Origin of the sequence: Gordonia sp. WA4-43, assembly GCF_020520305.1 — a bacterium.
Lineage (GTDB): Bacteria > Actinomycetota > Actinomycetes > Mycobacteriales > Mycobacteriaceae > Gordonia > Gordonia hongkongensis.
The window spans coordinates 4,820,598-4,839,470 of record NZ_CP084736.1; the positions used below are offsets into that span (position 1 = coordinate 4,820,598).

Below are 18,873 nucleotides of genomic sequence, written 5' to 3' on the forward strand. Positions count from 1 at the left end.
ACCCACCCGGTCCGAGCGCGGTGGATCTACGGAAAAGGGGTGGGTTTGCGGGTCACTCAACGCCGCCGAGTCGAAGTGCCTTGTTGATCTGCGCGTAGAAGCGCGCCTTGTCGGCGAGGTCCGGCCATGTCCACCGCACGACGGTGTACCCCTGCGCGCGCAGCCTGTCCTCACGCGCCTTCTCTTCGACCACCGTCTGCCACGCGGGCTCGTCGCCGAGGCCGCCGCTGTACTTGATCATGCCGTCGAATTCGCCTATCACCCTGTTCGCCAGCAGGAAGTCGACGCGAGCGATGAACACGCCGTGGTCGTCGAAGATCTTGACCTGCTGTCGTGGTATCGGCAGGTCGGGGAACTCGAGCATGACTGCGCGACTGAGGGATTCGCCGATGCTCTCCGACGATGCGTTCGCGTGTGCCAGCGCGCGGCGGAGCATCTCGACCCCCTTGAATCCTCGGCACGAGTCGAGGATCTGTCTCATTCGGTCCGGATCGGCGTCACGTCGAAGCGCGGCGTCGAGCACCGCGAGGGCCTGCCGGTTGGTTCCCAGTCGGGCGACATCACATGCCGTGCGCTCGATGGATGTCACCGTGACCCCGTCGATGACGTCGATGTCCTGCGGCTTGACGGTGGCCTGATGTCTGACGATGTGCTTGGCCCGTTTTCCGACTTTCGGCGACGTCACATGGACCTGCGACAGGTCGGGCCACAGCATCGGCAACCTGTGCATGGCAGCTGACGAAGTGTGACTGAAGATCCGACCGGGTCGTCCAGCCCTTGCCGCAGCAATGACGGTCAAGCGGTGCTTCTCGACTGCCTGGAGTTCGCTGACCGCGGTGAAGTCGGCCAACGCGCCCGGCCAGAGCCGCACGAGGGTCTTGTTGCCGACCATGTGCTGCAACTGTTCATCACTGATGTGGGTGCCGGCGGTTTCTTTGCGGAGAATCAGGCCATGCGGGTCGGTGGGTAGGTCCATACGAATCAGACGCACGAATGCGCCGTCCGGACCCACCTTCCGACAAACCCACCCCTTCTCCGTAAACCCACCCGGTCCGAGCGCGGTGGATCTACGGAAAAGGGGTGGGTTTGCGAGTGGGGGTGGACTACTGCGCGATGTACTTGTTGACCGCCCGGTTCAGGAAGTTCGGGATGAACTTGGCGGCGTTCTGCAGGAACAGGGTCTGCGCGCCGACGGAGTAGCTGGTGCGGTGCAGCAGTCTGTCCTGACGGGTCGGGTGCACCGACTCCCAGATCTTCTCGGCGACCTGCTCGGGAGTGATCCGGATGCCCAGGGTCTTCGTCGACTTGGCGCCGCCGGTGGCGAGGGCGGTCTTCGCCCACAGGGGCCAGATGCTGACGACGCGGATGTCGTCGTGCTCCCATTCCAGTTCGAGCGCCTCGGTCAGGCCCGCCACGAAGAACTTGGTCGCCGAGTAGACCGCGATGCCGGGCTGGCCGTAGATCGCCGACGCCGATCCGATGTTCACCAGGTGCGCGCCCGGCGTCTTCTTCAGGTACGGGTATGCGGCCTGGGCGCCGAGCGCGACGCCGAGGGCGTCGATGTCGATCTGCCGCTTGATCTGGTCCGGCGTGATGTGGTCGATCTGGCCCTCGTGGAGGATGCCGGCATTGTTGTCGAGGACGTCGAGTGTGCCGCCGGTGCGCGAGGTGAACTCGGCGAGAGCTTCGGCCCACTGCTCCGGCTCGCGGACGTCGAGGGTGCCGGTGATGAAGTCGGGATGGTCGGCCTTCACCTTCGCCAGCGCGTCGGCATCGACGTCGTAGACGCCGACTGTCCACCCGTCGCGGCCGAAACGCTCCGCGGTGGCGAGACCGATTCCGGCAGCGCCGCCGGTGATGAAGATGGAGGGCATGGAGAACTCCTTGCAACTGAACGGACGGCTTCGACGCCGCTGACCTGCGAGGACGATCCTCGGCGCTGAACTTACCGGTGAGTATATTCGTCGATTCGTTTACTCGGTCACACGGCGGTGCTATCTTGACAACACGCATTGTCATTACATCGATCATTGTCACGATCGACGACGACCGGGAAGTGAGTTCTCCATGACCGCCGCGATGGAACGATCCGAGAATGTCATCAGTCTCCGGGACCAGGGCACCGAAGAGGTCTCGGCACGGCTGTTGGCGTCGGCCGCCCGGCTGTCGCGCAACGCGATGACCGAGATCGACTGGTCGAAGCCGATGGACCCCACCAAGTACGGGTGCAGTCCGGAATGGTCGTCGCTGTACGGGACCGCGTACTGGGACGAGCTCACCGAGGAACAGCGGATCTCGGTGACGCGCCACGAGTTCGCCTCGATCATGAACATCGGGATCTGGTTCGAGATGATCCTGCAGGAGATGGTCATCCGCGACCAGTACCTCGGCGACTACCACGGTTCGGAATTCCAGTTCGCGCTCACCGAGGTCGCCGACGAGTGCCGACACTCGCTGATGTTCGCCAAGGCGTCGGAGAAGATGGTCGGCGCCTCCTACCACCCGTCGAAAAAGGTCTCGCGCCTCGGCAAGATCTTCATGCAGACCGCGAAGAACGAGGTCGCCTACGCCGGCATCCTGGTCGCCGAAGAGGTCCTGGACGTCTTCCAGCGCGGCTGCATGCGCGACGACCGCGTGCTCGACTTCATCCGCACGGTCAACGAGATCCATGTGCTCGAGGAATCGCGCCACATGAAGTTCGCGCGCGAAGAGGTGCGTGACTCCCTGGAGGGCGTCAGCTGGGCGCGCCGCCAGTTCAGTGCGTTCGCGGTCGCCGTCGGCGCCTACTTCATCGTGACGAGTCTGGTGCAGCCCAAGGCCTTTGCCGACGCCGGGCTCGACGTCGACCGCGCGGTCCGGGAGATGCGCAGCAACTCGCACTTCCACTCGATGATCCGCAGCAGCTGCGCGCACCTCATGGAATTCCTCGACGAGGTCGGACTGTTGACCAAGCCCGCCATGCGGTACTACCGGAAAGCGCACATGCTCTGATGTTCGTCATCACCCAATCGTGTTGCAGTGACGCAGCATGCGTGGCCGTGTGCCCGGTCAACTGCATCCATCCGACACCGGAGGAGCGCGGCTTCGGCAGCTCCGACATCCTGCACATCGACCCCGAGGCGTGTATCGATTGCGGCGCATGCGCCGACGCCTGCCCCGTCGACGCCATCTACCCGGCGGACAAACTCGGCACCCGCGACAAGGTCTTCATCGACATCAACGCGGACTACTACAAGACCAACCCGGAGGTTCGCTCGGGCTGGGCGCCCATCGGTGACGACTCCGCGTCGTCGATCACCTATCCCGAGGTGCCGAAACTGCCTGCGGGACTTCGGGTCGCGCTGGTCGGAACGGGTCCCTCCGGCGGGTACGCCCTGCGCACGCTGCTCGACCGCACCGAGGCGCAGGTCACCGTCATCGACAAACTCCCCACTCCCGGTGGGCTCGTGCGCGCCGGTGTCGCCCCGGATCATCCGGGCACCAAGGGCGTGCTGCGCGGATTCGACCTGCTCTACCGCGATCCGCGCGTCACGATGCTGACCAACGTGACCATCGGCGACGGTCCCGACCAGATCACGCCGGCCGAACTGGCCGAGCACTTCGACGCGGTGTTCTACGCGGTCGGAGCGAGTGAGTCGCGGCGCCTGGGTATTCCGGGTGAGGACCTCCCGGGGTCGACGTCGGCCACCGATCTCGTCGCCTGGTACAACGGCGTGCCCGGTGTCGATGCCGGGCCACCGCTGCGCCGCGGAACCGCCGACGACCCGGCGACGGGTCGTGCGGTCGTGGTCGGTACGGGCAACGTCGCCCTCGATGTCGCGCGAATCCTCGTGTCCCCGCCGGATTTGTTGGCCACCACCGACATCGCCGACCGTGCGCTCGAACTGCTCGCCGAGCAGAATGTCCACGAAGTGGTGCTGCTGGGCCGTCGCGACCAAGCGTCCGCGGCCTACACCGCGGCCGAATACCGCGCGCTGTCGGAGATCCCGGGTGTCGAGGTCGAGGTGATCGAGGACGCCGAATGTGCCGATCTCGCCCGGTTCCGTCATCCCGCCGACCCGAAGCGCCGGCGGATCGTGTTCCTGTTCCACAGCAGTCCCGAAGAGATCACCGGTGATTCGCAGGTCGAGTCGATCACGGTGCGCACGGGGGAGGGGCGTCACCACGTCGCCACCGATCTCGTGGTGCGCTCGATCGGCTATCGCTCCACCCCGATCCCGGGTCTCACCTTCGACGACGCGCGCGGCGTCTTCAGCAACGTCGACGGCCGCCTCGTCGACGAGACAGGTGCGATCGTGCCGGGCGGATATGTGCTCGGCTGGGCCAAGCGCGGACCCAGCGGCGGCATCGGCGCCAACAAGATGTGCGCGACGCGGACCGTCGAGGACTTCATCGCCGACGCCGCGGCGGGCCGGCTGCCGCGGACCGAACGCGAGCCCGGAGCCTTCGGTGCGTTGGTGCGCACACGCGTCCGGACGGTGATCGGCTACCGCGGGATGCGGGCCATCGACCGTCGCGAACGGCGTCGCGGCCTCGAACAGGGCCGGCCCCGTGTGAAGTTCACCCAGGTCGCCGAGATGGTGGGCGCCGCGGGATGGCGTCGGACCTGACGGCCACCGCTCCGGTTTCGGGCCGGGGTGCCGCTCTGCCGTGCCACCATCGAGGTTCCGACGCGTCGAGGAGGGCCTGATGACGACCGATTCCGACCAGAAGTGGCGAGAGCGATCATTGTTCCTCGTCTTCCTGTCCGCGCTGGTCACGCAGAACGCCATCGCGATCCCCTACGTACGACAGAACGGGCCGGGGTCGGTCAAGGACTTCTTCGTGGGGGACATCCTGAAGACGACGCCCGGACGGTTCGCGATGGTCGACCTGACGTTCGTCGTCATCGGCTTCCACGTGTGGGCGCTCGCGGAGGCCCGCCGCCTGCGCATCCTGCCGTGGTGGCTGGCGTCGGTCGTGCTGACCTTCGGCGTCGGCATCGCCACCGCGATCCCGTTCTTCTTCCTCGCCCGGGAGCGTGCGCTGGGGTCGCGGTAGCGGCGTCGCGCGCGCCCGCTGGCGCTCTCGCGGGCGGGCCGGGCCGGTGAGAACCAGACAACGTCGCCGTAACACCGAGGCAAGTCGCATTTCATGCGCCTCGCGGATAGTGGCGGCATGTCGAGCACTCCACAATTCCTGCAGGGTGTCTACGCGTTCTCCGGGTCGGGCCTGTCGAAGCCGGGACCGATCGATGCGTCGCTGACCTTCGTCGTCCCGCCCGGGATGACGGCTCAGCCGTTGTACTTTCGCGGCGGCAACAGCTGCGACGAACTCATCTGTGTGACCCTGGTTCGCGACGGCACGCCGATGCGGATGTTCCCGATGGGCGCGAGGTCGTCGGTCAACGTGCCGTTGCGGGTCGTCGAAGACGTGGAACCCGACACCACGCTGGAGCTCCTCCTCGCCGCGCCGGAGGGCGCGAGCGGTGAGGTCGTCGTCGACTTCGGGATGGTCATCTTCTGATGGGGGACGAGCACGTGACGCCGCCGGTTCCCACGCGTCGGTTGGTCGTGGTCGGCAACGGCATGGCCGGCGCGCGCACCGTGGAGGAGATCATCTCCCGCGGCGGCCGGGAACAGTTCGCCATCACCATGATCGGCGACGAGCCGTACGGGAACTACAACCGGATCATGCTCAGCCACGTGCTGGCCGGGGAGACCGCGGTCGACGACGACGACCTCATGCTCAACCCGATGGCGTGGTACCGGGAGAACGACGTCACGCTCCACTCCGGTGATCGCGCCGAGTCGATCGATCGGTTCGCCAAGACGGTGACCTGCGCGAGCGGACGGGTCATCGAATTCGACGTGCTGATCATCGCGACCGGGTCCCACACGTTCTTCCCCAACATGGACGGACTCCGCGAGTCCGACGGCCGGCTCGCACGCGGCGTGTTCGGCTTCCGCACCATCGAGGACACGAACGGCATGCTGCAGATGGCCGAGTCTCGCGACAACGTGCGCGCGGTGGTGATCGGCGGCGGGTTGCTCGGACTCGAAGCCGCCTACGGACTGCAAACCCAGGGTGTGGCCGTCGACGTCGTGCACTCGCCCGGGCACCTGATGAACCAGCAACTCGACGAGCGCGGCGGCAAGGTGCTGCGCAACCAGATCGAGGCGCTGGGGGTCGGTGTCCACACCGGCAAGCGGACGACGGCGGTGTTGCGCAACGACGACGGGACCGTCGCGGGAGTCGGTTTCACCGACGGCGATTCGCTGCCCGCCGACATGATCGTGGTGACGGCCGGCATTCGTCCCAACGTCGAGATCGCCCGCGGCGCAGGTCTGGTCGTCGAGCGCGGCATCGTCGTCGACGACCAGATGCGTTGCGAGGACGAGGCCTTCATCTACGCGGTCGGGGAGTGCGCGCAGCACCGCAGTGAGGTGTACGGTCTCGTCGCACCGCTGTGGGAGCAGGCAGTCGTGCTCGCCGACGTCCTCACCGGCGCGAATCCGGCTGCCGAATACCATGGTTCGCGACTGACCACCAAGTTGAAGGTCGCCGGTGTCGACGTCGCGGCCATGGGGGTCAAGGGACCGGAACGCGAGGACGACGAATTCGTCCAGTTCTACGAACCACGCAACGGCGTCTACAAGAGCGTCGTGGTCCGTGACAACAAGCTAATCGGAGCGATGCTGCTGGGCGACATCTCGAAGGTCAACTTCCTCACGCAGGCCTTCGACGACAAGGTACCGCTTCCCGACGAACGCATCTCGATGCTGTTCGACCTGGGCACCCCCAGCGCCGAGACCGGGGCGGCCGAGCTCGCCGACGACGTGCAGGTGTGCAACTGCAACGGGGTCACCAAGGGCGACATCGTGGCCTGCGTGGCATCGGGATGCACGAGCGTCGGCGAGGTGTGCGCGAAGACCCGCGCCGGCAAAGGATGTGGTTCCTGCAAGGGGCTCGTCGCCGACATCGTCGAACTCGCAGCGGGGGACGAGCTCACCGCCGACGCGTCCGCCGATTGGTACGTCCCGGCCATCCCACTGACGAAACCCGAACTGATAGACGCCATCCGACGGCAGGACCTGCGGTCGGTCAGCGAGGTGTTCGACAAACTCGCGCCCGACGGCGAGGACGCGACGGCGAAGATGCCGCTCGCCTCACTGTTACGGATCATCTGGGGTTCGGCGTGGAAGCGCGAACCCGGTGCACTGTTCGTCAATGACCGAGTGCATGCGAACATCCAGCGTGACGGCACCTTCTCGGTGGTGCCGCAGATGAAGGGCGGGGTGACCTCACCCGAGCAGTTGCGCAAGATCGCCGACGTCGCGGAGAAGTACTCGATCCCGATGATCAAGGCGACCGGTGGGCAGCGACTCGATCTGCTCGGCGTGAAGAAGGAAGACTTGCCGAAGGTCTGGGAAGATCTCGGCATGCCGTCGGGGTACGCGTACGGCAAGAGCTTCCGGACGGTCAAAACCTGTGTCGGCACCGACTATTGCCGATTCGGTCTCGGCGACTCGACGCAGCTCGGCATCGACATCGAGACGCGCTACCAGGGTCTGGAGTCACCGGCGAAGCTCAAGCTCGCGGTGACCGGGTGCCCGCGCAACTGCGCCGAGGCCCTGTGCAAGGACTTCGGCGTGGTCGCGATCGGTGACGGCAAGTGGGAGATCTACGTCGGTGGCGCCGCGGGCGCGCACATCCGCAAGGGCGACCTGCTGGCCACCGTGGATTCGGCCGACGAGGTGATCCGGTTGTGCGGCATCTTCATCCAGTACTACCGCGAGCAGGGCAAGTGGCTGGAGCGGACGTACGCATTCGTACCGCGCATCGGCATCGAGGAACTCCGCGCGATCATCGTCGACGACCGTGACGGACTGGTTGCCGGGTTGCAGGAGGGGATCGACGCCGCGGTCGAGGCCTACGTCGATCCCTGGCTGGACCGCGCCGAACCCAAATCGCCCGCGCAGTTCACCTCGGCGCTTCCGCTGCTGCCGCTGCCCCGGGTGCCGGTCCGATGACCAGCGTGTCGGCGGACGCCGGCGTCGTCGTGGGGCAACTGGACGACCTGCAGATCGGCGAGAGCCGAGCATATGCGTTGCAAGACAGGCAGATCGCGGTGTTCCGCCTGACCGACGGGACCCTGCGCGCCACCGACGCCGTCTGCCCGCACCGCGGGGGACCGCTCGCCGACGGTCAGTTCGATCTGGGCAAGGTCGTCTGTCCGTTGCACCAGTACGCCTTCGAACTGGCCGATGGCCGATGCACCTCGGACGGTATCGACTCCATCGGCGTCTACCGCGTCGAGGACCGGGACGGGGACATCGTCGTCTGGTTGGGTGCTCCTGCGGGCGTTGGTGACAAACGAATGCTCCCTGAGGTGTGAGGAGCGATAGCGACGAGCCACGAAGGGCCTGGTGAGACGCGTTGCGGTGCCCTTCGTGGCTCGCTTCGCTCGCACCTCAGGGAGCATGAGTTCAGTCGCCCAGGAGTGGTCTTTCGTGGCCTACGACGGCCGTCAGGCCGGAGACCCTGATCTGTGAGGAGCGATAGCTACGAGCCACGGGGGCTGGTGACGGCACTGAAAGTCCTCCTGCACGTTTGTTCACAAAGCCTCGTGTCAATGTCAGCGTGGGCGACCGCCCCTGCGCCCTGCCCGGGCGCGAAGTAGATCGATATCGCCGTCGATCAGTGCCTTCTTCTTCGCACGAGACCAGCCGTGAATTCGTCGCTCGATCGCGTAGGCGTCGTCCAGTGACAGTTCAACCGACCACGCCAGCCTCACCGGCTGGCGGTGAGCAGTGAAACCAACCTGCGCCGAGCTGTGTTGGCGTAACCGATTGTCGAGGTCGCGCGTGCTTCCGACGTAGTACTTCCCGTCCGCGCACTCGAGGATATACACCCATGCCATCGCAGTATCGTCGAGGGTTCTGGCAGCCCGTGGAACGTATGTACCCTTGCCTGTGGAGAGTTCGCGGCAGCTCGCGTCGCCTGGGTACTCCGACTTGCGTTGCCCTTCGTGGCTCGTCGCTTGCGCTCCTCGCACCTCAGGGAGCATAGGGAAGCGTCGCACCTCAGGGAGCATAAGGAAGCGTCGCACCTCAGGGAGCATAGGGAAGCGTCAAACCTCAGGGTGCCATATGGTAGCGCCGCAGCGCAGATCTGCGGCCAGGCGCCGTCCGGGGCTCGCCCTTCAGTACACGTCCCGCACATAGCGTTTGTCGGCTGCGAGTGCCTTGACGTACGACTCCGCGCTCGCGGGGGATCGGCGACCATGCTGCGCGACAATGCCTTTCAGTGTCGCGTCGACGTCCTTGGCCATCCGTGTCGCATCGCCGCAGACGTAGACGTGAGCGCCGTCGTGCAGCCACTGGTAGAGCTCCTCGCCGTGTTCGCGCATCCGGTCCTGGACGTAGATCTTGCGATCCTGATCGCGCGAGAACGCGACGTCGAGGCGGGTGAGCAGTCCGTCGCCGAGCATGGTCGTCAACTCGTCGCGATAGTAGAAATCGGTCGCCGAGTACTGCTCGCCGAAGAACAGCCAGTTCTTCCCGGTGTGCCCCAGGGCCTCGCGTTCGCGGAGGAAACCGCGGAACGGGGCGATGCCGGTGCCGGGGCCGATCATGATCATCGGGGTGTCGGGATCGGCCGGCGGCCGAAAGTGGCTCGTGGAGGTGACGAACACGCCGATCTCGTCGTCGGCGCGGTCGGCCAGGAAGGTCGAGCAGACACCACCGCGCGGCGTGCCGAACAGGTTGTAGCGCACGGCCGACACCGTCAGTTGGATCTCGTCAGGACTCTCCAGGGGACTCGATGAGATCGAATACGACCGGGGGACCATCGGTTTGAGGACCTGCATCCACTCCGAGGCGTCGGCGGTGACGGGATGATCGGCCAGCACGTCGACCGACTGTCGCCCCCATGCCCAGTCGTTGAACTGCTGTTTGTTCCCCGGTGCGATGAGCGTCCTGAGATCGGCGGAACCGGTACGGTCGGCGACGAAACGAATGAGATCCGATGTCACACGAGCGAATTCGATGCGGTCGCGCAGGGCGATGTGCAACGCGACCTCATCGCCGCCCACGGTCACCGACGCGTCGGCGTCGAGGCCGGTGCGGTCGAGGAACTCCTCGACGAGCGTCGGGTCGTTGCGCGGCCAGACCCCCAGCGCGTCCCCGGCCTGGTACGAGAGCGTGCCCGCGGGCAAATGAAACCCGAAGTTGCGCACGTCCTTGCCGGACCCCTCGGAGTTGAGTTTGACGTTCCGCACGAGTGAGGTGAGCAGCGGCTTCTTCCGCGAATAGGCCGGCGCGGAACGCACCGAGGGTGCCGCTGCGGAGTCGGCCGGTTCACTGACCACGGTCACCCGGTCACCGGTCACCCCCGAGGTGGGTGCCCGGTTCGACATGCTGATCGCCCGGATCACCTCGGTCAGCCAGCCGCCCGCCGTTTCCTCGAAGTCGGGTTCGCAGTCGACGCGATCGAGCAGGCGACGACCACCCAGTTCACCGATGCGGGTGTCGAGTTTGCGTCCGTGGCCGCAGAAGTCGTCGTAATTGGAGTCGCCGAGCGCCAGCACCGCGTAGTCGACGCCGGACAGGTCGGGTGCGTCCTCGGAGTTCAGCGCGTCCCAGAACGACGTACCGTTGTCCGGCGGATCGCCGTCCCCGGTGGTCGAGGTGACGAACAGGGCCGTGCCCTTCAGTTCGCCCACCTCGACCTCGTCCATCGACCGGGCGTCCACCCGGAGGCCGCTGGCCTTGACGCGCTCGGCTGCCTCTGCGGCGAGCTCCTCGGCGTTGCCCATCTGCGACGCCCACAGCACGGTCACCGTGTCGGCGTCCGGTTCCGACGACGATGAGTCGGACCGGGGGACAGCGGGATCGGGTGCGGCGGCCGCGCGGGAGTACAGGCCGGCGAGAACACCTGACACCCAGACGCGGAGCTCGGCACCCAGCGGCGCATCGGCCGGGAGCACTGGACTGCCCGCGGGTGAGTCGCCCACGCCGGCCACCAGACCGGCCAGGTAGAGGCGCTCGGCGGGGGTCATCGCAGGCGCCTTGACTCCCGAGACCCCCAGTGCCTCAGCAAGTTTAGGTGAACCCGCGGCGACGACCGGCGCATCGTCGACGTCACCGCGCGAACCGGGCACCCGGATCAGGGTCACCGCACACACTTTCAGCTCCGGCTGCTGCGACAACGGATCCACCGCGTCGGAGGTGACGGCGTTGATCGCCAGGTGTTCACCGAAGACGTCGTTCCAGTGGAACGGTACGAAGCAGTTGCCGGGTCGCACCCGGTCGGAGATCCGCGCGGGCAACACCGCCCGGCCGCGACGGGAGGCCACCTCGACCTTGTCCGCCGCGGTGATGCCCAACCGGTCGGCATCGTCGGGATGTATCTCGACGAAGGGCTCCGGGTTGAGTTTGTTGAGCTTGGCCACCCGGCCGGTCTTGGTCATGGTGTGCCACTGATGGGGCAACCGGCCTGTGTTCAGCAGGAAGGGGTAGTCGTCGTCGGGCATCTCGGCCGGGTCGAGGTGGGGACGGGCGAAGAACTGGGCGCGGCGGCTGGGCGTGGCGAACGCGAGGCGCGGCGTCGACCCGTCGTCGAGGCGGTGGAGCGTCTGACTGCGACCGTCGTTGAGATACCGGATCGGGTTGCGGGCACCGGTGTCCACCGGATCGGGCTCGCCGTCTCCGGCCGGCGGGCACGGCCATTGCATCGGCGTGCGGCGGAGCCGGTCGTAGGTCACCCCGCGCAGGTCGTAACCGGTGTTCGGGTTCGCGAACCGTTTGATCTCCTCGAACACCTCCTCGGCGCTCGCATAGTCGAAGGCGTCGGCGTACCCCATCTCGGCGGCGATGCGCGCGATGAGCTCCCAGTCCGGAATCGCCTGTCCGGGGGCATCGAGCGCGGGTTCGAACAGGGTGAGGTTGCGTTCGGAGTTGACCATCACACCGGTCGACTCCGACCACAGCGTCGCGGGCAGCACCACGTCGGCGTACTGGTTGGTCTCGGTGTCGACGAAGGTGTCCTGGGTGATCACGAGCTCGGCGCGCTCGAGTCCCTCGATGACGGTTCGACGATTGGCCACCGAGGCAACGGGATTGGTGCAGATGATCCAGCATGCCTTGATCTCGCCGTCGGCCATCCGGCGGAACATGTCGATGGTGCCGCCGCCCACGTCGGTGCGTAGGGTCCCGGCCGGAACACCCCAGACGTCCTCTACGAACTCGCGATCCGCCGCGGATACGACGGCGCGCTGGCCGGGCAGGCCCGGGCCCATGTACCCCATCTCGCGTCCGCCCATGGCGTTCGGCTGTCCGGTCAGTGAGAACGGTCCGCTGCCGAGCCGGCAGATCGCGCCGGTGGCGAGGTGGAGGTTGATGAGCGCGTTGGTGTTCCAGGTCCCGTGGGTGGACTGGTTGAGGCCCATCGTCCAGCAACTCATCCAGTTGGCTGCGTTGCCGATGAGCTCGGCCGCGGCCCGCAGGTCCGACGCCGCGATCCCGGTGATCGATTCGACGACATCCGGCGGGTACTGGGCGGCGAAGTCGGGGATCTGGTCGAAGCCGTCGGTAAACGACTCGATGAACTCGGTGTCGGTGTGGCCGTTCTCGATGAGCAGGTGCAGCAGGCCGTTGAGGAAGGCGAGGTCGGTCCCGGATCGGATCTGCAGGAACAGGTCCGCCTTGTCGGCCGTCGCCGTGCGTCGAGGATCGACGACGATCAGCTTCGCCCCGGCCTTGACCCGGTCCATCATGCGCAGGAACAGGATCGGGTGACAGTCGGCCATGTTGGCGCCGATGACCAGGAAGACGTCGGCGTGGTCGAAGTCCTGATACGACCCGGGCGGCCCGTCGGAGCCGAGCGACAGTTTGTATCCGGTCCCGGCGCTCGCCATGCACAGTCGCGAGTTCGACTCGATCTGGTTGGTGCGCAGGAATCCCTTGGCCAGCTTGTTCGCCAGGTACTGCGCCTCCAGAGACATCTGGCCCGACACATACAGGGCCACCGCGTCGGGCCCGTGCTCGTCGACGATGTCGCGCAGGCGTCGCGCGGTGTCGGTGACGACGGCGTCGAGTGCGTCGGGCCGGAGCTGGCCGCCCCGATCGTCTCGGACCAGCGCGGTGGACAGGCGCCCGCCGGCGGCGAGCATGTCCGCGGTGGTGGACCCCTTGGTGCACAGTCGCCCGAAGTTCGTCGGATGATCGGGCCGGCCGATCGTTTTGGTGACGCGGTCGGAATCGTCGTCGAGCTTCATCTCCATGCCGCAACCGACACCGCAATAGGCGCACAGCGACATCACCGATCGGGACACGACAGATCGAGTCGGGGCAGACAGGGTCACGGGTTCCAGCGTCGGAGGTCGATGTTTCGCGACCCGAAGCCCGGCGTTACGCATCCATCAACTTGACCTCACAGAACTCGGTCCCCGATGTGAAAGGCCGCCGGAACCGCAGGTGAACGCCGACTCCGTCACTTGAACGGGTGGGTTTCGGCGTTGCTCAGCCGGATCTCAGCCGGGGTGGATAAGACTGTAGCCATGCGCATCCTCGTGGTCGACGACGATCGGGCCGTCCGGGAGTCGTTGCGACGGTCGCTCACCTTCAACGGCTACAGCGTCGAGACCGCGGGCGACGGCATCGAGGCACTCGAGAAGATCCTGGCCGACCGGCCCGACGTGGCGATCCTCGACGTGATGATGCCTCGGCTCGACGGCCTCGAGGTGTGCCGCCGGCTCCGCTCTGCCGGTGACGACCTCCCCATCCTGGTGCTGACCGCACGCGACTCGGTGTCCGAGCGGGTGTCGGGCCTCGACGCCGGAGCCGACGACTACCTGCCCAAGCCGTTCGCCCTCGAGGAACTCCTCGCCCGGTTGCGGGCGCTGTTGCGCCGTGCCTCGCCGGACGAGGACGCGGATTCGGAGACCCTGACGTTCGCGGATCTGTCGCTCGATCCCGTCACCCGCGACGTCACCCGCGGCGAGCGCTCGATCAGTCTGACGCGCACCGAGTTCGCCCTGCTCGAGATGCTCATGGCCAATCCGCGCCGGGTGTTGTCGCGCAGCCGCATCCTCGAAGAGGTCTGGGGTTACGACTTCCCGACGTCGGGGAATGCGCTCGAGGTGTACGTCGGCTATCTCCGGCGCAAGACCGAGGCCGACGGCGAGCCCCGACTGATCCACACCGTGCGCGGCGTCGGGTACGTCCTGCGGGAGACGCCGCCCTAGTGATCGGCAAGTCGTCGAACTCGACGTCGCGACACCCGAAGACCCGGGATCTTTTCCGCGACCGCCTCACCCGGGCGATCACGGGGCACACCACCGGTGTCGGGTCGGACGAAAAGGAGATGCGGGCGCCGATGCCGCTGATGCGCGCGGTGTCGCTGCGTACCCGCGTGACGATCCTGTCGGCGACCGTCGTGCTGGTCTCGGTGAGTCTGATGGCCGCGGCCGCGTATTTCGTCGTGTATCGCGCGATGTACAACGATGTCGACCAGCAGCTCGAGAGTCGCGCCGACGGGATGGCCGCGCTCGCCCGCGCGGGGGTCCTGCGTACGCAACCCGAGCAACTGGTGGCCGGAACGGTGTTCTCCACCAACATCTCCATCGCGCTGGTGACCCCCAGCGGCGAGACGTATCTCATCGGTCAGGTGCCGTTCGACGACGTCGAGCGCGGCATCGTCCGGTCGCCGTCCGTACCCGGTTCCACGCAGCAGAGCCTGCGCACCACGCGCAATCAGCGTGTCCTGACCCGCAAACTCGACGACGGCAACACCCTCGTGCTCGCACAGAGCCTCATCCAGACCGACCGGGTGCTCAAGCGTCTGGCCTGGGTGCTCTTCGTCGTCGGTTGCGGCGGGGTCGCCCTCGCCGCCCTGGCCGGGACGACGGTGGCGCGAGCCGGGTTGCGGCCGGTCTCGCGTCTCAACCGCGCCGTGGAGCGGGTCGCGCGGACCAACGACCTGACGCCCATCCCGGTGACCGGCAACGACGAACTCGCCAAGCTCACGGTCAGTTTCAACGCCATGCTGCGCGCCCTCGACGAGTCCCGGGATCGGCAGGCACGTCTGGTCGCCGACGCCGGACACGAGCTGCGGACCCCGTTGACCTCGTTGCGGACCAATCTGGAGTTGCTGATCGCCGCGAGTCGTCCCGGGGCGCGGGCGGTACCGGAGGAGGACATGGTCGATCTCCGTGCCGATGTGATGGCGCAGATCGAGGAATTGTCCACGCTCGTGGGCGATCTCGTCGACCTCGCCCGCGAGGACGCGCCGGAAGTGGTCTACGAGGAGGTCGATCTCGCCGAAATCGTGGAGCAAGCCCTCGAACGAGTTCGACGCCGCCGCAACGACGTCGAGTTCGAGGTCGACCTCGCCCCGTGGTTCGTGTTCGGCGAGGCACATGGACTGTCGCGCGCGGTGCTGAACGTGCTCGACAACGCGGCGAAGTGGAGTCCCCCGGGCCGCACGGTGCGTGTCGGCCTGACCCAGATCGGGATGTCGACCGCGGAGCTCACCGTCGCCGACGCCGGTCCCGGAATCCCCGAGGAGGACCGAGGTCTCGTCTTCGAGCGGTTCTACCGGTCGACGCAGTCGCGGTCGATGCCGGGATCGGGTCTGGGACTGGCGATCGTGCGTCAGGTGGTCGAACGACACGGCGGCACCGTGGTCGCCGACACGTCGCCGCTCGGGGGAGCGCTGATCCGGATGACCCTGCCGGGCCGGGCAACTGCGGCGGAACCATCCCCGCAGGTGATTCGTCAGTAGAGGAGAAGCGGGTGGCGCCAAGCCGACGACTCGGTTGTCGACGACTGCGAACAGCCTTGAACTCGCCCGGTGTGACCTGGTCTCGGATCACCTAGGGTTGACCGAAGGCGCAGTTCGGGTACGACGATGCCGAGGTGTTGCGGTCCCGGCCCGGCCACTGACAACAAGCACCGGCGCATGGCCGGGCCGACGAGGAAGAGACGAAGATGACGACTGGCGGTTCGCACGGTGACAGCTCCTACGGGGGCGGTCAGCACGGCGGTGGTCAACACGGCGGTGGTCAGCACGGTGGGGGCCAACTCGGTGGTGGTCAGCCGGGCGGGGGCCACCGCGCGGCGTCCGGCAACGAGGCGTCGGGACAGGGCGGTCCGTTCGGTCCGCCGTCGGGCTCCTTCCCCGCACCGGGCGGTCAGGGTTATCCGGGTGCCAACGCGCCGACATCGTCGTACGGCAGGCCCGGGACGAGCCCGTTCCCGCCTCAGGGCAACTACGGTCCGGGTCCCTCATACGGACAGTCGGGCCAGCCGCCGTTCGGCTCCCAGCCCGGCTTCGGGAACCAGGGCCCGGACGGCCCCTCGGCCGCACCCGCCAAGAAGAAGAGTGGCGGACGCCTCGTGGCGCTGGGGGTGGCCGGACTCGTCCTGGCGTTGGTCGCGGGCGGTGTGGGTGGCGTGGCCGGATACAACCTCGCCGAGTCCGACGGTGGTTCCAGTTCCAGCAACGGTCCGCTGGGCGGCGATCCCGGCAACGACAACACGACGCCGGTCGCCGCGCCGGCCGGTTCCGTGCAGGAGGTCGCGGCACGGGTGACCCCGTCGGTGGTCTCCATCGAGGTCGCGTCCGGCGGGGCCATGGGTTCCGGCTCGGGCGTCGTCCTCAGCGAGGACGGCGTCATTATGACGAACAACCACGTCGTCAGCGCCGGCGGCGACGGCCCGGCGTCGAGGGTCGCGGTCAACTTCGCCGACGGTTCGCGGGCCGAGGCCCGTGTCCTGGGCGCTGACCCGATCTCCGACATCGCGGTCATCAAGGTCGACCGCGACGACGTCACACCAATCACCGTCGGCAACTCGAACAACCTCGCCGTGGGGCAGGACGTGATCGCGATCGGTTCGCCCCTGGGACTGGCGGGTACCGTCACCACCGGCATCATCAGCGCGCTCAATCGTCCCGTGCTGACCTCGCGTGACCCCGGGACCAACACCACCTCGGTCATCGACGCCATCCAGACGGACGCGGCGATCAACCCGGGCAACTCCGGCGGTGCCCTGGTGAACGCCCGGGGCGCGCTGATCGGGATCAACACCGCGATCGCCACCCTTGGTGGGGGTGAACAACAGGCCGGTGGCAGCATCGGACTCGGGTTCGCGATCCCGATCGACCAGGCCATCCGGGTGGCCAGGGAACTCGAGGCCACCGGCAAGGCCAGCCACGCCAACATCGGTGTGTCGGTACGGCCGAGCGGCGCGTCCGACGCACCCGGGGCCGTCGTCACCGCGGTGACGCCCGGCGGTCCGGCTGCGAATGCGGGCATCCCCGAGGACGCGGTCATCACGAAGGTCGACGACCGCGTCATCTCCTCCGGGGACGCCCTCGTCGCCGCGGTCCGATCGCACGCACCGGGCGACACGGTCACCGTGACCTACGTGGACAACGGTGCCACCAAGACCGCCCAGGTGAAGCTCGGCACGCTCGCGGCCGGCTGACCGACCACCACAACTGCATCGAGGAGGCTGTTCCGGCGCCCACCGCGGGCGCCGGCTCAGCGCAGCACGAACGACCGTTTCGACGGTCCCACCCATCAAGAAAGGGCCTGTCATGTCCGACGCTGCTCCGCGCAACCCGGGTACCACCTCCGTCTCCGCCGAGACCGATCTCGACGAGAACTCATTGGACGTCCGCCTCGCGGGCGGGCCGGGTCCGGTCGACCCCGCCGACGTGGTCGCGGCCGACGCCGCGGCACGGGAATTCGTCGCGCGCCACGAACAGGCCGCTCACCGCCCCCAGGGCGAAGAGATCGGCCGTGCGCTGGTCGTCGTCGTCGACGACGAGGCGGCCCACGGTGAGGACCAGCGCCTGCTCGGGCCGCTCGTGAGCGAACTGCTGGCCGAGGCTGGGTTCCACGTCGACGCCGCCGTGGTCGTCTCCGGGGACGAGGTGGAAATCCGCAATGCGCTCAACACCGCGGTGATCGGCGGAGTGGACCTCGTGGTCTCGGTGGGCGGCGTCGGCGTCGGCGCCCGGGATGTGACGCCCGAGGCCACCGAACCCCTTCTGGATCGGCGTCTGCGGGGTATAGAAGAGGCCGTCCGCAGCTCCGGTCTGGCGGCGGGAGCCACCGACGGCGGACTTTCGCGCGGGCTGGCTGGAATCTCCGGACAGACACTCGTGGTGAACCTGGCCAACTCGCGGGCTGCGGTGCGCGACGGCATGGCGACCGCCGCACCCCTCGCCAAATACGTGATCGAGTCGATCAGCGAGTTCTGAGCCGGTCGCTCCGCGAGACCTCCGAGCGACCCCGAAATCTGTTCAGCAATACAAAGAAAACTCCTGGTTAACAGGGTGACGGGCCACTTTCGATGGGATATCCGACCGGTGGGAACAGAGTCTTCAGAACCTCGGAAATTGCCGATGAGCAGCAATGATGACGCCCCGCAGCACCGAGCTGCGCGGCGTCGTCGTCTCGATGCGGTGTTCGGAAACACCCTTCCTGAACTGACTTCAGACGAGAGTGACGAACATCACACAGGGCGCTCTAAGGATTGGTACGAGGCGCAGCGGCCGCCGCATCACGAGTGATTTCGCTCTTTACGCACGTAGTCACATCAGCGTGTTTTCCTGTCGTTAACTTTCGCCGTTCTATCGTTGGCGAATCCGAGATTCACGCTGGTGCGTGCCCTGTTCGTGACACGGCCGAGTCCTCCTGTTGCCCGAGTTGAGACCCCTCCGATAACGTTCGGCTCGACGACGCGCGGTCCCCAGAGTCGGGGACCGGGGGGAGTCCTGCGATCTGTCGCGAGTGACAACGCAGCAGTGACCAGGAATTCGATGGATTCTTAACGAGAGCTAAGACATGCGTAAGAGCTGGCTTGGTGGTAACTGTGTGGA

Annotated in this window: 14 protein-coding genes; 10 read left to right on the plus strand and 4 right to left on the minus strand. The window is 67.0% G+C overall.

Annotated elements, in window-relative coordinates:
• Positions 1 to 52: 52 nt before the first annotated feature.
• Together LEL84_RS21800 and LEL84_RS21805 are read right to left on the minus strand one after the other, a co-directional pair.
• Positions 53 to 976, minus strand: coding sequence for a type IV toxin-antitoxin system AbiEi family antitoxin domain-containing protein (locus tag LEL84_RS21800; protein WP_226514384.1), 924 nt, complete (start codon positions 974 to 976; stop codon positions 53 to 55).
• 127 nt (positions 977 to 1,103) lie between these two features.
• A complete protein-coding gene (locus LEL84_RS21805) occupies positions 1,104 to 1,874 on the minus strand; it encodes an SDR family oxidoreductase (RefSeq protein ID WP_226512757.1) in 771 nt (256 codons plus the stop codon).
• A gap of 193 nt (positions 1,875 to 2,067) precedes the next feature.
• On the opposite strand from LEL84_RS21805, the gene LEL84_RS21810 reads away from it, so the two are divergent.
• The 6 genes from LEL84_RS21810 to LEL84_RS21835 all read left to right on the plus strand — a co-directional run bounded on the left by LEL84_RS21810 (position 2,068) and on the right by LEL84_RS21835 (position 8,377).
• The gene (locus LEL84_RS21810; RefSeq protein ID WP_004020056.1) at positions 2,068 to 2,991 is read left to right on the plus strand and encodes an AurF N-oxygenase family protein; all 924 of its coding nucleotides are present in this window, start codon (positions 2,068 to 2,070) and stop codon (positions 2,989 to 2,991) included.
• Positions 2,991 to 4,610: an FAD-dependent oxidoreductase gene (locus LEL84_RS21815; protein WP_226512758.1), complete on the plus strand. Its 1,620-nt coding sequence runs from the start codon at positions 2,991 to 2,993 to the stop codon at positions 4,608 to 4,610. Before LEL84_RS21810 ends, LEL84_RS21815 begins: the two co-directional genes overlap by 1 nt.
• A gap of 79 nt (positions 4,611 to 4,689) precedes the next feature.
• Positions 4,690 to 5,040 carry a DUF2834 domain-containing protein gene (locus LEL84_RS21820; protein ID WP_065630220.1) on the plus strand — a complete coding sequence of 117 codons (351 nt, stop codon included), beginning with the start codon at positions 4,690 to 4,692 and terminating at the stop codon, positions 5,038 to 5,040.
• Between the two features lie 117 nt (positions 5,041 to 5,157).
• Positions 5,158 to 5,505: a molybdopterin oxidoreductase gene (locus LEL84_RS21825; RefSeq protein WP_065630247.1), complete on the plus strand. Its 348-nt coding sequence runs from the start codon at positions 5,158 to 5,160 to the stop codon at positions 5,503 to 5,505.
• Positions 5,505 to 8,012 carry a nitrite reductase large subunit NirB gene (nirB, locus tag LEL84_RS21830; protein WP_226512759.1) on the plus strand — a complete coding sequence of 836 codons (2,508 nt, stop codon included), beginning with the start codon at positions 5,505 to 5,507 and terminating at the stop codon, positions 8,010 to 8,012. Before LEL84_RS21825 ends, nirB begins: the two co-directional genes overlap by 1 nt.
• The gene (locus tag LEL84_RS21835; RefSeq protein WP_226512760.1) at positions 8,009 to 8,377 is read left to right on the plus strand and encodes a Rieske (2Fe-2S) protein; all 369 of its coding nucleotides are present in this window, start codon (positions 8,009 to 8,011) and stop codon (positions 8,375 to 8,377) included. The genes nirB and LEL84_RS21835 overlap by 4 nt, the downstream gene beginning before the upstream one ends.
• A 240-nt stretch (positions 8,378 to 8,617) precedes the next feature.
• On the opposite strand, the gene LEL84_RS21840 is transcribed toward LEL84_RS21835, so the two are convergent.
• Together LEL84_RS21840 and LEL84_RS21845 are read right to left on the minus strand one after the other, a co-directional pair.
• Positions 8,618 to 8,902, minus strand: coding sequence for a GIY-YIG nuclease family protein (locus tag LEL84_RS21840; protein WP_065630217.1), 285 nt, complete (start codon positions 8,900 to 8,902; stop codon positions 8,618 to 8,620).
• 282 nt (positions 8,903 to 9,184) lie between these two features.
• Positions 9,185 to 13,300, minus strand: a complete 4,116-nt coding sequence (locus tag LEL84_RS21845) for a bifunctional nitrate reductase/sulfite reductase flavoprotein subunit alpha (protein ID WP_226514385.1) — start codon at positions 13,298 to 13,300, stop codon at positions 9,185 to 9,187.
• A gap of 240 nt (positions 13,301 to 13,540) precedes the next feature.
• Between LEL84_RS21845 and LEL84_RS21850 the strand changes: the two genes are divergently transcribed.
• The 4 genes from LEL84_RS21850 (at position 13,541) to LEL84_RS21865 (ending at position 18,252) form a co-directional block, all read left to right on the plus strand.
• Entirely contained in the window at positions 13,541 to 14,227 is a 687-nt protein-coding gene (locus LEL84_RS21850; RefSeq protein ID WP_058251501.1) for a response regulator transcription factor, read from the plus strand.
• On the plus strand, positions 14,227 to 15,765 hold the full coding sequence (locus tag LEL84_RS21855) for a sensor histidine kinase (protein WP_226512761.1): 1,539 nt from the start codon (positions 14,227 to 14,229) through the stop codon (positions 15,763 to 15,765). The genes LEL84_RS21850 and LEL84_RS21855 overlap by 1 nt, the downstream gene beginning before the upstream one ends.
• A gap of 206 nt (positions 15,766 to 15,971) precedes the next feature.
• The gene (locus LEL84_RS21860) at positions 15,972 to 17,471 is read left to right on the plus strand and encodes a S1C family serine protease (RefSeq protein ID WP_226512762.1); all 1,500 of its coding nucleotides are present in this window, start codon (positions 15,972 to 15,974) and stop codon (positions 17,469 to 17,471) included.
• 112 nt (positions 17,472 to 17,583) lie between these two features.
• Positions 17,584 to 18,252: a molybdenum cofactor biosynthesis protein B gene (locus LEL84_RS21865; RefSeq protein WP_226512763.1), complete on the plus strand. Its 669-nt coding sequence runs from the start codon at positions 17,584 to 17,586 to the stop codon at positions 18,250 to 18,252.
• Positions 18,253 to 18,873: the final 621 nt, after the last annotated feature.

Bases quoted from the DNA above. Each gene is read 5' to 3' on its own strand.
- LEL84_RS21845 (WP_226514385.1), bottom strand. From the start codon at position 13,300: ATGTCGCTGTGCGCCTATTGCGGTGTCGGTTGCGGCATGGAGATGAAG.
- LEL84_RS21825 (WP_065630247.1), top strand. From the start codon at position 5,158: ATGTCGAGCACTCCACAATTCCTGCAGGGTGTCTACGCGTTCTCCGGG.
- LEL84_RS21840 (WP_065630217.1), bottom strand. From the start codon at position 8,902: ATGGCATGGGTGTATATCCTCGAGTGCGCGGACGGGAAGTACTACGTC.
- LEL84_RS21850 (WP_058251501.1), top strand. From the start codon at position 13,541: ATGCGCATCCTCGTGGTCGACGACGATCGGGCCGTCCGGGAGTCGTTG.
- LEL84_RS21865 (WP_226512763.1), top strand. From the start codon at position 17,584: ATGTCCGACGCTGCTCCGCGCAACCCGGGTACCACCTCCGTCTCCGCC.
- nirB (WP_226512759.1), top strand. From the start codon at position 5,505: ATGGGGGACGAGCACGTGACGCCGCCGGTTCCCACGCGTCGGTTGGTC.
- LEL84_RS21800 (WP_226514384.1), bottom strand. From the start codon at position 976: ATGGACCTACCCACCGACCCGCATGGCCTGATTCTCCGCAAAGAAACC.
- LEL84_RS21805 (WP_226512757.1), bottom strand. From the start codon at position 1,874: ATGCCCTCCATCTTCATCACCGGCGGCGCTGCCGGAATCGGTCTCGCC.
- LEL84_RS21860 (WP_226512762.1), top strand. From the start codon at position 15,972: ATGACGACTGGCGGTTCGCACGGTGACAGCTCCTACGGGGGCGGTCAG.
- LEL84_RS21810 (WP_004020056.1), top strand. From the start codon at position 2,068: ATGACCGCCGCGATGGAACGATCCGAGAATGTCATCAGTCTCCGGGAC.
- LEL84_RS21815 (WP_226512758.1), top strand. From the start codon at position 2,991: ATGTTCGTCATCACCCAATCGTGTTGCAGTGACGCAGCATGCGTGGCC.
- LEL84_RS21820 (WP_065630220.1), top strand. From the start codon at position 4,690: ATGACGACCGATTCCGACCAGAAGTGGCGAGAGCGATCATTGTTCCTC.
- LEL84_RS21835 (WP_226512760.1), top strand. From the start codon at position 8,009: ATGACCAGCGTGTCGGCGGACGCCGGCGTCGTCGTGGGGCAACTGGAC.